Raw genomic sequence first — 14406 nt, 5'->3', positions numbered from 1 at the left:
ATTATGAGATCCTATCTGTAATCTCAAACCATGTCAACGCAAATTCTGCAATTTACTCCTATAAATTTACATACACTCTGCATGCTCTTGATTTTTTTCAATACGTTGGATTTCAACCCTAAATTAACTACATCTTGACAATATGAATAGGTTTATCCACCGCACCATGAGCCGCTTCCATGACGATTTCCGACAAAGTTGGGTGAGGATGAATGGTTTTAGCCAAATCATAAATCGTGCCTTCAAGCTCTAAAGATACTGCAGCTTCGGCAATCATATCTGTGGCATGTGATGCCACAATGTGAACCCCCAATACCTCGCCATATTTTTTATCATGTACGATCTTGACAAAGCCAGTAGTCTCCCCTTCTGCCATGGCCTTGCCATTGGCACTCAGTGGAAATACACTTGTCCCCACATCAAAACCTGCCTTTTTAGCATCTTCCTCAGAATAGCCGATTACGCCGACTTCTGGAAAACTGTAAATACAGGCTGGCACTTTGTTGTAATCAATTTTAGTCTTTGTGCCCATAATGGCTTCTGCGGCTACAATGCCCTCTGCCGATGCCACATGTGCCAACATCATTTTACCTACCATGTCTCCAACGGCGTAAACGCCTTTGACGTTGGTTTCCATATGCGAATCGACTTCAACACCCTTCCGACCCACTTTCAAATTCAAGTTTTCGATGCCTTTGAGATTGGGCACCCGTCCTAGACTGGCCAAAATGAAATCACTTTTAACGGATTTTAACGCGCCTTCTGACTCGTAATATGTCGTCTGTCCAGAAATGGATTTCAGGGTTGTATTCGTTATTATTTCAACGCCTTCATTTATCAAATGTCTCTGTATTGTATTTCTGACATCTTCATCTAAATTTTTCAAGATCACATCTGATCTCTGAAGCATAGTCACTTTCGTCCCTAGGCTATTAAACAAAGTGGCGAATTCAACTGCAATGACACCCCCACCTAATATGGTCATACTCTTGGGATGCGCTTTAAGCTCAATAGCCCCTGTGCTGTCGATAACCGTCCCCTGTTTATACCCTTCTTCGATGCCTTCGATCTTTGGTAATTTCACAGACGAACCCGTTGCCAATATCAGATTTTTTGTAACAATCCTTTCACCATTAACTTCAACCGTATGTGGATCTAACAAGGTCCCAAATCCATTGATCACTTCTATGTTATTGTATTTCATGAGCTGCTGTACGCCACCCACCACTTTTTTAACGACAGTTTTCTTTCGATTCATGAGATTTTCCCAGTTGATTTCAACATGCTCCATTCCGGGAATATCTATGCCAAAGGCTTTCGAGTTCAATAAATCTTGATAAAGTTTTGCAGTTCTCAGCAGCGTCTTCGTGGGGATACATCCGATGTTTAAACAAACACCTCCCAACTGATCCATTTCAATTACAGCAACTTTAGCACCGAGTTGGGAGGCTTTAATAGCTGCAACATATCCACCGGGACCACCACCAAGTACGACAATATCAAAGTTTTTCATATATCTACCTCCAATGTTTCTCTATCTTTATAAAAGAATGAGCAATTTGGGATTGGATAGCAATTCTTTTACATACGCTAAAAATCGACCTGCGTTTGCGCCATCAATAATGCGATGATCAAACGACAGCGATAATGGTAAAATGGAACGAACGACGATCTCATCTTCCACTACAACTGGTTTTTTCACAATAGCGCCAACACCTAATATACCTGCCTCTGGATATTTGATAATTGGTGCTCCAAAGCTGGCACCCACAGCGCCATAATTGGTAATTGTAAAAGTGCCACCCGATAAATCACCTAGCGCAATGGTCTTTTCTCTTGCCTTTTGAGTCAGTTCTTCTATTTTTTTGGCTATTTCAAACAGACTCATATGATCTGCATTCTTAATGACGGGCACCAGGAGACCATCAGGCGTATCTACTGCAATACCTATATTAAAATCTTTTCTCAACAGGATTTCATCTCTTTCTGAATCCAAAGAGGCATTGAGATAAGGATATTTTTTAAGTCCCAAAACCACCGCTTTAATAAAAAATGCCAAATAGGTGAGTTTAATTTCTTGAGTTAAAGCTAAAGCTTTTGTTTCTGATTTAAAGGTCACAAGATCCGATACATCTGCTTCATCCATTACCAAAGTATGTGGAATTGTATATTTGGAAAGCGTCATATTTTGTGCAATGGTCTTTCTGAGCATGGTCATCGGTACACGTTGTACTCTATCTTCATCAACCTGTATTGGTGCTGATGGCGTTTGAATCGTGTGGGTTGATACATGATCAGGTATACTCGTTTTCAAATTGTTCGCTGCACTTGTTTCTAAATGGTCTGCAGCAGCCTTTATATCCGCTTTCATCACACGACCTTGAGGGCCAGTGCCAATTACAGTTTGTATGTCCACACCTAAATCTTTTGCCATTTTCCGTGCCACAGGCGTTGCCAAAATTTTTTTTGCGCTTTGATTTTGAGTCACTTCTTGCATGCGCCCTTCACCACTTGAAGCAATCAAGTCTGATGACACCTCAATTTGTCCCACAACACTGGCACCGCCGGCTTCTACAACAGGCTTCATTTCTGGTGGTGCTTTTGGTGGTGCCTCTGGTGGTGCTTCTGGTGATGCTTCTGATTCTTCCTGAATGAACTCGCCACCTTCCATATTACTGCGAACGCCCTCTTTACCATCATCTATGATGATAATTACATCACCTACATTTACTTTATCCCCTACTTTAAATCGTATGGATTTCACCGTACCCTCAGTAGGAGAGGGAATTTCTGCATTCACTTTATCGGTTTCCAGTGTAAATAAATCTTCGCCTTCTTTAACCTTTTGATTTTCCTGTACTAATATTTTAAGAAGAACACCTTCGTGTATGCCTTCTCCTATATCTGCAAATTTCACATGAAACATTATATCACCTCCTAATATTCAATAACTTGTCTAAGTTCACTTGTGATCAACTCTATGTTTGGAACATAATGATGCTCTCCTTTTGGAAGTGGAATAACGGTATCTACACTGGTGATTCTCGTTGGAGGTGCCTCTAGATATAAAAATGCACCTTCATTTATAATCGTAATGAGTTCTGCACCCGGCCCATATGTTTTAGCCGCTTCGTGAACAACCGCAAAACGACCTGTTTTTTGAACAGACTTAATCAATGTTTCCTTATCGATAGGCGAAATTGTTCTCAGATCAATTAATTCGATACTGTGACCTTCTTTTTCGAGTGTCTCTATAGCCTTTTGTGTCTCTTTGATCATAGCACCCCAAGCAACTACTGTGAGGTCTTTGCCCTCCTTAAGCACTTTCGCCTTGCCAATTGGAATGGTGTAGAATTCTTCTGGCACTTCTTGTTTAAACGCTCTATAAATCCGCTTGGGTTCTAAAAAAATCACAGGATCTGGGTCCATAATGGCTGAAAGCAATAGCCCCTTTGCATCATATGGTGTTGAAGGGATCACGACTTTTAAGCCAGGGGTATGTGCAAAGAGCACTTCTAAAGACTCCGAGTGATGTTCAAGCGCCCTCACACCGCCACCATATGGCATTCTTATAACCATAGGGACTGTGTACAAACCTCTTGACCGATTTCTCATCCGCGCTGCATGCGTTACAATTTGATTGAAACCCGGAAACATAAAACCAGAAAATTGCATTTCAACCACTGGCTTCAGGCCATTGATTGCCATTCCAATCCCCGCTCCAATGATAGACGATTCTGCAAGAATACTGTCAAAGCATCTCTCTTCACCGTATTTGGCCTGAAGTCCTTTCGTCGCTCTGAATACACCGCCTTCAAAACCCACATCTTCTCCATACACAACAACATTTTTATCCATCCCCATTGCAACATCCAGTGCATCAGTAATCGCTTCTATTAAATTAAGTACTAACATATTATTTACCCTCCTTTGCATAAAACGCTTTACGCTCCTGATATTGCGTCTCTAAAATAGGTGTTTTTTCAGCATAGACATAGTCAAAAACATCTTCAAGAGGTGTCAATCCAGATTGTTCGACGGCTTCAAAAGTCTGTTTAACAAATTCAGATTGTTCATTTACGAAAGCTTCCTCTTCAGCTTCGCTCCAAAAACCTTGATTGAACAGGTAAATTCTAAGTCGATCTATTGGGTCTTTTTTACGCCATTCTTCTACTTCAGATTCATCCCTATAAACCGTAGGATCATCAGATGTGGTATGTGCGCCCAGACGATAAGTATACGCTTCTATTAGAGTCGGACCCTCTCCATTTCTCGCACGTTCCACAGCTTCTTTTGTAACTGCGTACATGGCAAATATATCATTGCCATCCACTTGAATGCCCGGGATACCGTATCCTATTGCCTTCTGAGCCATTGTTTTTGCTTTGGATTGAATTGCTCTCCTTGTGGATATGGCAAACTGATTGTTCTGAATGACAAAAACATTAGGCGTATTTTTCACAGATGCAAAATTCAGTGCCTCGTGAAAATCTCCTTGTGAAGTGCCGCCATCGCCAACATAAGCGATTGTCACATCGTCTTCACCTTTTAATTTAGTTGCATAAGCAAGGCCCGCCGCATGTTGCATTTGAGATGCAATCGGTATAGACACAGGTAATATCCTCACCTCTTCAGGCATCTTCATGCCCAGTTCATTTCCGAACCAATATAAGAAAACATTATAAAGTGGTGCACCTTTATAAAGCCATACACCAAGTTCTCTAAAAGAAGGGGCTACCCAATCACTTTGACGAATCGCTGCAGCCGAACCCACTTGTGCTGCTTCCTGACCTAGATTAGGAGCATAAGTCAACATTCGACCTTGTCTTTGATACTGAAGTGTTTTCTCATCGATAATTCGGCTCAGCCGCATGGTCTTATACATCTTTAAAAGCATTTCTTTTGATAATTCTGGCATCCATTCCGGTTTGACGACCTCTCCCTCTGGATTTAAAATTTGAATCATTTCATCCACCAATGGATTCGCATTTTCTAAAAACATACTTAAACCTCCTTAAATTGATCATTGAATTTTATTGTCTTTTCTAATTGGATTAATCTTTCCAGTTTATCTCCAGTAACCGCTTCTATAATCCCGTTTCTCACTTTCAAGTAATTGATTTCATCGTAATGGTATATGAATGAAGGGGTTTCACCAAAGGTCCATTCCCATGATTTTAATCGCTTCACAATGGTCTCATATTGAAATTGAAACTCATCTTGAATTGCATCTATGGTCAAAGTTTCCACGTTATAATGATGCACCTGATAAAAAGTACTGACAATGGCATTTAGGACATGATCTATCCGAATCAGAGCATTTGAAGCCTTTAACGTCGTCACCTCACTGGTCACTGACCTTATACCCTTGGATTCTATCTTTTCATCACTCTTTTTTAACAGTTGCCACAGAGTTGCTTTATCCGTGTTTACGAGAAGTGTGCCATGATGAAGTCGTCGGTTGCCCTTGAGATAAAAAGCGTTTCCAGATACTTTCAACCCTTCTAAAAGTAAATCCTTGCGATTGTTTTTAGTCAACTCGATGCCAAATTCAAGAACTGAGTTACAGATGATATCATAGTGTAAAGCTTCATTATAGTGCGATTGAGATTCTAAAAAACTATAATTCAGATTGCCGAGATCATGAAACACTGCACCACCTCCTGACAAACGTCGAACGAGAGGCACACCCTCCGTTTGAGCTCTCTGAACGTGAATCTCCTTCCAAGGATTTTGATTTCTGCCAAAAACCACTGCCGGTGAATTAATCCATAAGAACAGTATCCTAGCATATGCGCCATATTCAGTTAATAAAAGCTCTTCAATAGCATGATTGACATAAGGATCATGCACTCTGGATAGAACCACAAGTATTTTTTCCATATTAACTAGACCTTTCTATTCTATTTCTACTCCGTATATACCCGAGTAATTTTGATTTATTCGCAAATGAGAATTGTTATCAATTAAGTTTTTGTAAACAAAAAAACATCTTTCTATGCTTTTAATAGAAAAGATGTTTTCTCTCTTACCATATGTTTAAGGTGCTTTTAACACATATACATGTACATTTTAAAATTTATGATTTTATTCTCTTTGTGCTCTGTCTTATGATCAGTCTGTGTTCTAATACTTCATCTTCAAATGCACACTCTGAAATTGTTTCATCTGCTTCTGATTCAATCATGTGAATTAGTTTTGCTATTGCACGTTCTCCTTTGGCTTCAAAGGGTTGATGTACGCTGCTCAAAGAAGGCGTGTAAATTTTTGCGATTTCAATATCATCAAATCCCATTATTGAAAGTTCCTCAGGAACATTAAGATCATTGTCAAGTGCACATTTCAATGCCCCCACTGCCATGACATCATTTGCACAAAATATAGCAGTCGGAATTTTGGAACCTGCAAGTAAATGAGTCATTGTTTGATAGCCATGTTCAAATGAATATTTACCTTCTTTAACTAGGTTTTCATCGTAAATACCACTTTCAACCAAAGCTTTTTTATAGCCTTCAAATCTCAAGTTACCTGAAAACCGATCTGTTAATGGTCCCCTTATCATTGCAATTCTTTTATGGTTTAGGTTGATTAAGTATTGTGTTGCCTCATAAGCCGCTTTCATGTTATCAATTTTGATGACAGGTATTTTTTCTAAATCGCAATCTGACCCAATCATTATAATAGGTTTGCTAAAATCCCCAAGTACTTCAGATAATTTTTGATTGACATCATCTGTTAATAAGATCAAACCTTCAACACCTTTATCTCGAAATAGATTGATATGTTTTATCTCTGTGCTTATATCATAATCTGTCGCCGTAATCATCAAAGAATAGTCATGTGCTCTTGTGTAGGATTCAATGCCTGCAATAATACGTGAAAAAACTGGATTCGAAAGATCTGGGATAATTACCCCAATCACACGCGTCTTTTGGAGGGACAACCCCCTCGCTAAGGCATTTGGCCTAAAATTGGTTTCTTCTATTACTTGTAGAACACGTTTTCGAAGCGACTCATTAACGGGTTTGGAATTGTTGAGAACTCTAGACACCGTTGCTTTAGAAACACCCGCTTTTTTTGCAATTTCGTTTATGGTGATTTTCACTTGGGCACTCCTTCCTCTGCTATCAATTAAATCTTTTTGTACTGTATTTTGGTACTGAGAATATATGACGTTAAATGAGAATGTATGACCTTAAAAATGAAGGACTGATTAAATCAGTCCTCAGCAAAATACATTTTTGAGAAACCCCTTAGAGTTAGTCCTTTTCTCTATTATAGGAAACCGCTTTCCTGAAATCAAGTCTTTTTTCTTTTTTTCTATTTTTAATCTTTTTTTCTTTAACAAGACCGCTATTGGGTATCTATTTAAAGGGACTTGTGATTTTGAGTCTATTAGAAGTATACATAAGGGGGACCACTATGAAAAATAAAAAAATAATCATTATCCTAATAGCTGTAGCACTCTTCGTTCTCATTCAATATCAATATAATAAGATCAAGGGGAAGCCTCTGCAAATTGGATTTGTATCTGCACTTTCCGGACCTTCTGCAGACCTTGGTTTCTCATGCCGAAATGCGCTTGAACTCTATATTGATGAAGTGAATTCTGCTGGTGGCATCAATGGACGTCCCATCGAAATAATCGTTCTTGATGATCAAGGAAACCCTGAAATTGCATTATCGTTGTTTAAACAACTCATTGAAGAGAACATCAACCTCATTGTCGGGCAAGTCACATCATCGTCTGGTGTACTATCCATCCCCTACATCAATGAACAGGATGCCCTTTTTATCTCTCCACTTATAAGTTCTAATGATTACAGAGGTGTAGATGATAATTTTATTGCACTTGCCCCTTCAGCTTCTGCTCAGGGTGTCGCCATTGTAAATTATATTTATTCTCAAAAGGAGTCAGGCAAAATTGCCATTATATACGACTATTCTAATTTGATTTATTCCAGTGCTGTCTTTAAAGGCGCTATTGAAGAACTTAATAAAAACAGTCAATTTAAATTTCAATTGTATCCATTGAACGACAGTTTAGAGATTCCAACCATTGTTGATAGCATATCCACTTTCAATCCTGACGATTTCATTGTCATCACAAGTGTATCGGACCTCATTCTAATTTCAAATCAGATTGATAAAGAGCTAGGAGATCTACCTGTGTATTCTTCAATGTGGGGCATGGCGCCGGAAATCATTTCAGGTTACGGCGAAAACATGGCAAATGTCTATGGCGTATATGCCATAGACCCAAATTCAACGTCACCTGAGTTTTTAAAATTTAAAGAAGCTTACAGCCAAAAGTACAAAATAGAAGCGAATTTTGGTGCAATTTATACTTATGATGCTGCTCGATTGTTAATTGAAGCTATAAAGATGACTCATTCTACCAACCCGGATAAAATAAAAACTTATATTAAAACCACGCAGTTTTTTGAGGGTATTAATATTCCTTATGAAATAACAGATACTGGAGATGCTATCCGAGAAATGTCCATTATTTATGCAAAAGACGGCAAAACAATGGATCTTAAATAATCAATAAGGTGGTTTTTATGCGCATACGTTATTCCCTTAAACAATCTCTAATTGTATATTTCCTTCTAATTTCCATTTTGCCTATAATGGTTGTGAGCATTTTTTTGAATGGCATTATCGTTAATTACATGGTTAAAGATATTCAGAAGAGCAACACCACACTTTCTAATTTTGTCATCAGTCAAACGCACACCTATTTCACAAAAGCCTCTGACTATCTGAGACTTGTTGGGTATATGCTCACGGATGACGAAATTAAAAATGATCAAAATACAAATAAAATCTTAAGTGAGTTGCTTACAAAACAAAATTATTTTGAAGCCATAGAGGTGTTGGATGAGAATTTAACAGTGCAATACATTGCACCTTACAATGAATCCTATATTGGCATTAACCTAAAAAATAATCCTTATTTCAGCAATGCCATCGAAACAGAAACGAAGAGCTGGTCCTCAACCTTTAACTCCGTTTACACACATAATTCCACAATCTCACATATACAAAAACTCAGCGACGGCAAATTTATCATTGGCTATTTAAACCTTTCAAATATAAGAGAAATAAACGAGCTCATAAATGACCCTTCCATTGGCATCACAATATTAGATGATAAGGGCGTCTACATCACTGACAATGACAAAGCGCTTGTTTCACAGCGTTCCTATAACCCCATGTTCGAGGAATTTAAGACAAATTTAAATAAGAACACCACATTTTTAGAAACACTTTATCAAGGCCAACAAACTTACATCACTATTGATCTCATCCAAGACACAAACTGGATAGTACTTGCAATTCAATCTGATGATTTTCAAAAAGATCTTTTTCGAGATATTGGTTTGCTGTTCATTTTGATTTTCTTGGGCATATTCATTTTGGTGATATTCCTTGCGATTTTGAGTTCAAAACAAATCATAATGCCTGTTGTGCAATTAAATGAACGATTCCTAGAAATCATTGATGGTGATTTTGCATCCCCTATTATCTATAACGGTTATAAAGAACTCCAAAATCTCATACTTGGGTTTAATCATATGATTGATATCATCAAGAAAAGAGATCACAATATTAGTCAACTCGCTTATTACGATTCATTGACTGGTCTACCCAACCGAGTACACGTCAACAACTTTATCGATGAAACCATCAGCAAGAAGAAAGTGCCTTTCTTTGGACTACTCTATATTGACATTGACAACTTTAAGAATATAAACGACACACTTGGACATGCTTTTGGCGATTCTTTTATCAAACAATTGTCCATTGAACTCAAAAAGCAATTACAACCTGATGATTTGCTTTCGCGGTACACTGGTGATGAGTTCCTCATATATCTCCAGAGAAGCACAAGAGACCACCTCTGGCAAGAAATTAAACTCTTTCTAGAAAAAATTCAAAATACCTTGCAAATAAATGATCTCAAAATTGAATTCACATTAAGTGCAGGGTTTGCGATCTATCCTGATCATGCGAGCACTAGAGAAGAACTCATCAAAGCTGTGGATATGGCCAATAACTACTCTAAATCTCATGGTAAAAACCAACTCACACTTTTCAGTTTTAAAATTTTAGATGAATTTACAAGTCGTATTAATTTAGAAAATGACCTCAAGAAGGCTGTTCTAAACGATGAATTAAGACTTTACTATCAGCCACAAGTTTTCTCAGCCGACGGCACAGTCAGAGGTGCAGAAGCCTTGATCAGATGGCAGCATCCAAACGGCAAGCTTATACCTCCAAATGTTTTTATTCCACTTGCTGAAGATATGGGTATCATTCATGAGATCGGCAATTGGGTTATATCAGAGGCTTGTTCTCAAATGCACTATTGGCATACGCAATATCATTTTCCTCTTACGATATCCATTAATATATCTCCCATTCAACTGCTCTCGGAAAACTTTATTGACATTGCTTTTAACTTAATTTCTGAAAGTCAAATCGATATTCGTTCTGTTGAGTTTGAAATCACGGAAAATGTGTTCATCTATTCCCTTGAACGCACGATCAATAGCCTAAAAAAATTATCGGATCGCGGCATTAAACTGAGCCTTGACGATTTTGGAATGGAATATTCTTCTCTAAACTATCTGGGAACACTTGATATCAACGTCTTAAAAATTGACAAAGCTTTTGTTTCCAGCATCATGGTTGATCCAAGACGCACTAAGATATTAGATGCCATTATCAAGCTTTCCCATCAACTCAATTTAGAAGTCGTTGCAGAGGGCGTGGAAACACAAAGGCAATTAGACTATCTCCGGTCTAAAAAATGTGATATTTTGCAAGGTTACTACTATGATAAGCCACTGCCATCAAGTGAGTTTGAAACCCTTTATTTAAAAAATAAAGATACCACATTTTAACCTTTGATCACATATTATATCTAAGTAAAACTCTGGATATATTGAAAAGAGTTGAGCGCGCTGTAGTGCCCCCAATAAGATACACCTAATTTCTATCACCTATTGGGGCCATTTCCTGCACTGCTTCAGCTCTATTTTATATGCTCTATAACTTCTATAATGCGCTCAATCCCTTGTGTCATTGATGCCTCATTCACATTCGCAATGGAAATCCGTATGGCATGACTTTCACGCCTTTGGTGCCAATAAAAGAAATTGCCATGGATCACATCAATACGCTCCGCCTTTAAAATTTTCACCAGTCTGAGCACATCAATATTTTCTGGAAACACCAACCATGCAAATATCCCTGCATCTGGTATTTCACACTCAATGCCCTTTTCTATAAAAAGTTTCTGATATCGTCTTAAGAATTTCATCTTTCCTCGAATTGCCCTTTTGACCTTCCGAATGTGTTTATCGTATATTTCGGCATCAAAATACTTCTGAAGGCCCATTTGAGAAAGTGTACACGTGTTTAGGTCTATCGACTTCTTATAAAATTTAAGCATTTCAACATATGTCTCTGGTGCAATTAATGTACCAATGCGTATCCCGGGCAAAAATGTCTTAGAAAAACTCGTCACATAAAACACTCGATTTTCAATATCTAGGTAATGAAGTGTTTCCACTTTCAAATCTAAATTGAGATCTCCTAAATAGTCGTCCTCAATCACATAAAAATTATATTGATTTGCCAATTCCAATAATTTCTTTTTCGCTTTACTGGATAAGCTTGTACCTAGAGGATTTTGAAAATTGGAAACCGTGTATAACCATCCTATCTTATTTTGCTTGAGTGTTATTTCTAATGCATTAAAATCTATACTATTACCTTCCCGATTGAACGTATAAACACTTACATTCGTCTTTTCAATAATTCTCTGAAAATCACCATAAGTGGGTTGTTCAATCATCAGCCCCTGTTTGCTTTCAAGAATCAGCTGCAACACTAAATAAAGTGCCTGCTGAGCACCTGTTGTCACAAGAATGCGATCAACACTTGTATAAAGATATCTTTTTTCAAAATGGGAGACTAAGCATTTTCTCAAAGACTCAAGACCTTCTGGCGGTGCATAGTCATAGTGCTCGCTCTGAAGCGCTTGTATCATGCAATGCTCAAAGTGCTTATGTGGTCTAAGCCTTGACTCCAAACCCGCTGAAACAAAGTCAATCCGATTTTGTGATTTTGCCCCTGTCATCTGACGTTTCATTAAATAAGTGCCACTCTGTGGTATCGTGTATGCCAAGTGCCTCTCTTCAAGAATCTCATAAGCTCTTATAACAGTGCCTCTGCTACAATTCATTTGTTCTGCAAGCGCTCTAATGGGTGGCAATCGATCTCCGTCTACATAGATTGGATCACTTAATAACTTATCAATAATCTCTTCGTACTTTAACAAAACGACCTCCTAAATCTACTAAATCAAGCCAAACTGAACTAGTACAATTTGATTTTTATTATATTGTACCATATTGATTTTTATTTTAATATGGCCTTAGATCAAATAAAAATTTGAAGGAGGCTCCCATGGCAGTATTTTATCCCCATCCCATTTTGGATATCCATTTAATTTCGGCAAAGGGCAATACCTTTACAGATGACAAAAATAGGACCTATTTAGATTTTGAATCCGGTATATGGTGTGCGAATATCGGGCATAATCCGGAATCCATTGCCAAAGTTTACGCAAGTCAATCTCAAAAAATCATACATCACCATACTTATTTTAAAAACAATGCTACAGAAAATCTCTCTGATCAACTCCTTGCCATTTCAAATTTCGATAATGGCGCCGCCCTATTTTTAAGTTCTGGTAGCGAGGCGGTTCTCTGCGCCATTACAATTGCAAAGACCCTACTCAAAAAAGCAAAATGCGTTTCTCTTGAGCATTCATATCTAGGTGCTTATCCCACAATGATCTCTAATACATCTGAGCACATCCAAGTGCCCTTTCTAAAATGCGATCCCAACTGTGATGGGCATGAATCATGGCACTGCGAACATTGTGCTCATGTCCCCAATGTTCTAAAAGAACTTCATGAACCCTTTATTTTTATTTTAGAACTTGGCACACAAGAGCACAAAATAATATTTCCTGCACGAAAGCTCATCCAGTATATCTATCAAAAGATTACAGAGTACAATGGATTGCTTGTCTGCAACGAAATCACCAGCGGCATCGGCAGGACTTCTGAATGGTTTGCCTTTAATCACTATGACCTTAAACCTCATTTGATAGCGCTTGGAAAAGGGCTAGGCAATGGCTTCCCAATCAGTGCAATTCTCATGGATCAACGCATTTACAGTGCTCCTGACTTATTGAACTTCAAATATGCTCAATCTCATCAGAACGATCCACTTGGTGCCGAAGTTGCTCGCTCAGTCATCGACTTTATCATTCAAAATGACTGGATTGCAAAAAGCAAAGAGATCAGTCATTATTTCATAAATCGCTTAACTCAACTGATCGATCAATACGATTCATTCATTGAACTCAGAGGTAAGGGCTTAATGCTCGGCCTCGTATGCGATAAGCCCGAAACCGCTATTGCACTTCAACGAAAGTTACTTGAGCACAACATCTTTGTTGGATGTTTCGCCATGCACGCAATAATTCGCTTTTTCCCGCCAATGACCATCACTGAAGATGAAATTGATACTCTAATCGACACGATTTCTCTTTTTTTTACGGATAAAAAGTGAGTACTTTAACGTTATTTTTATGACTCAAATTATGCCTCTAAAAACAAAGTAAAATAGTATATGATACTTCTTGTTGTGTTAAATCGCAAGATACTTGACATGTCAAGTATCTTGCTGTATAATTTACTTGACAAGTCAACTAAACAGGAGGTGTGCATGGAAAATCAAAAAACAGAAAGTGTCGGTAAATTGATTTCTATTATTCATAGGCAAGCACAAATTTACCTTAACGCTAAACTAAATCCATATGGTTTAAACTACTCAGAGTATATTTCTTTAGCTAATCTTTCTCCAGACAATAGCGGTAATAATCAAAAACACCTATCTGATATTCTTATTATCGATGGCGCTCTTACAACAAGAGCTATGAAAAGCCTTGAAAATAAAGGCTATATTATCAGGGAAAAAAGTAAGAGTGACAAAAGAGCCAATAACGTCAAATTAACTATAAAAGGTATTGAAATGCAACCCATCATTCTCAGTGCCCTTAAAGACTGGACGGATGTTATTTTAGAAGGCATGAATGAAGAAGAAAAAGATGACATAATTCAAAAACTCACTGTAATGTCTGCTAACGCACTCAATGTAACGAAAGGCACATCATATGAGAAAACTTAAAATTACCATCTTGTCACTATCATTGGTCACCGTGATGTCAGGAGCCACTGCGAGACTATTAGTAAGTCTTATATGGATTCCCGTTCATACTGGCGATCATTAATCCGACCATTTATAGATTGCAAAATT

General features: G+C 37.9%; 11 protein-coding genes. 4 read left to right on the top strand and 7 right to left on the bottom strand.

The genetic code is table 11. The features are described 5' to 3' along the window. Positions 1-127 precede the first annotated feature (127 nt). The 6 genes from lpdA to ISU02_RS06180 all read right to left on the bottom strand — a co-directional run bounded on the left by lpdA (position 128) and on the right by ISU02_RS06180 (position 7105). Positions 128-1513 (bottom strand): dihydrolipoyl dehydrogenase, encoded by a 1386-nt coding sequence (gene lpdA / locus ISU02_RS06205; protein WP_194700940.1) that lies wholly within the window; start codon positions 1511-1513, stop codon positions 128-130. A 27-nt stretch (positions 1514-1540) separates the two neighbouring features. Next, the gene (locus ISU02_RS06200; protein ID WP_194700939.1) at positions 1541-2926 is read right to left on the bottom strand and encodes a dihydrolipoamide acetyltransferase family protein; all 1386 of its coding nucleotides are present in this window, start codon (positions 2924-2926) and stop codon (positions 1541-1543) included. Positions 2927-2937: 11 nt separating this feature from the next. Next, the gene (locus ISU02_RS06195) at positions 2938-3915 is read right to left on the bottom strand and encodes an alpha-ketoacid dehydrogenase subunit beta (protein ID WP_194700938.1); all 978 of its coding nucleotides are present in this window, start codon (positions 3913-3915) and stop codon (positions 2938-2940) included. A 1-nt stretch (position 3916) separates the two neighbouring features. Next, the gene (pdhA, locus tag ISU02_RS06190; RefSeq protein WP_194700937.1) at positions 3917-5002 is read right to left on the bottom strand and encodes a pyruvate dehydrogenase (acetyl-transferring) E1 component subunit alpha; all 1086 of its coding nucleotides are present in this window, start codon (positions 5000-5002) and stop codon (positions 3917-3919) included. Between the two features lie 2 nt (positions 5003-5004). After that, entirely contained in the window at positions 5005-5883 is an 879-nt protein-coding gene (locus ISU02_RS06185; RefSeq protein WP_194700936.1) for a lipoate--protein ligase family protein, read from the bottom strand. Positions 5884-6079: 196 nt separating this feature from the next. Beyond that, the gene (locus tag ISU02_RS06180; RefSeq protein WP_194700935.1) at positions 6080-7105 is read right to left on the bottom strand and encodes a LacI family DNA-binding transcriptional regulator; all 1026 of its coding nucleotides are present in this window, start codon (positions 7103-7105) and stop codon (positions 6080-6082) included. Between the two features lie 317 nt (positions 7106-7422). On the opposite strand from ISU02_RS06180, the gene ISU02_RS06175 reads away from it, so the two are divergent. Together ISU02_RS06175 and ISU02_RS06170 are read left to right on the top strand one after the other, a co-directional pair. Beyond that, positions 7423-8547 (top strand): ABC transporter substrate-binding protein, encoded by a 1125-nt coding sequence (locus tag ISU02_RS06175; protein WP_194700934.1) that lies wholly within the window; start codon positions 7423-7425, stop codon positions 8545-8547. Between the two features lie 17 nt (positions 8548-8564). Beyond that, a complete protein-coding gene (locus ISU02_RS06170) occupies positions 8565-10913 on the top strand; it encodes a bifunctional diguanylate cyclase/phosphodiesterase (protein ID WP_194700933.1) in 2349 nt (782 codons plus the stop codon). A 131-nt stretch (positions 10914-11044) separates the two neighbouring features. Here ISU02_RS06170 and ISU02_RS06165 read toward each other — a convergent pair whose 3' ends face one another. Beyond that, positions 11045-12355 carry an aminotransferase-like domain-containing protein gene (locus ISU02_RS06165; RefSeq protein WP_194700932.1) on the bottom strand — a complete coding sequence of 437 codons (1311 nt, stop codon included), beginning with the start codon at positions 12353-12355 and terminating at the stop codon, positions 11045-11047. 128 nt (positions 12356-12483) lie between these two features. Here ISU02_RS06165 and ISU02_RS06160 point away from each other — a divergent pair, with 128 nt between their 5' ends. Continuing rightward, a complete protein-coding gene (locus tag ISU02_RS06160) occupies positions 12484-13659 on the top strand; it encodes an aminotransferase class III-fold pyridoxal phosphate-dependent enzyme (protein ID WP_194700931.1) in 1176 nt (391 codons plus the stop codon). A 156-nt stretch (positions 13660-13815) separates the two neighbouring features. Continuing rightward, positions 13816-14277: a MarR family winged helix-turn-helix transcriptional regulator gene (locus ISU02_RS06155; RefSeq protein ID WP_194700930.1), complete on the top strand. Its 462-nt coding sequence runs from the start codon at positions 13816-13818 to the stop codon at positions 14275-14277. The last annotated feature ends 129 nt before the right edge of the window (positions 14278-14406 follow it).

The sequence above is a fragment of the Fusibacter ferrireducens genome (genome assembly GCF_015352425.1).
In the GTDB taxonomy this organism is placed as follows: Bacteria; Bacillota; Clostridia; order Peptostreptococcales; family Acidaminobacteraceae; genus Fusibacter_A; species Fusibacter_A ferrireducens.
This window is presented reverse-complemented; position numbering and strand designations above follow the sequence as displayed.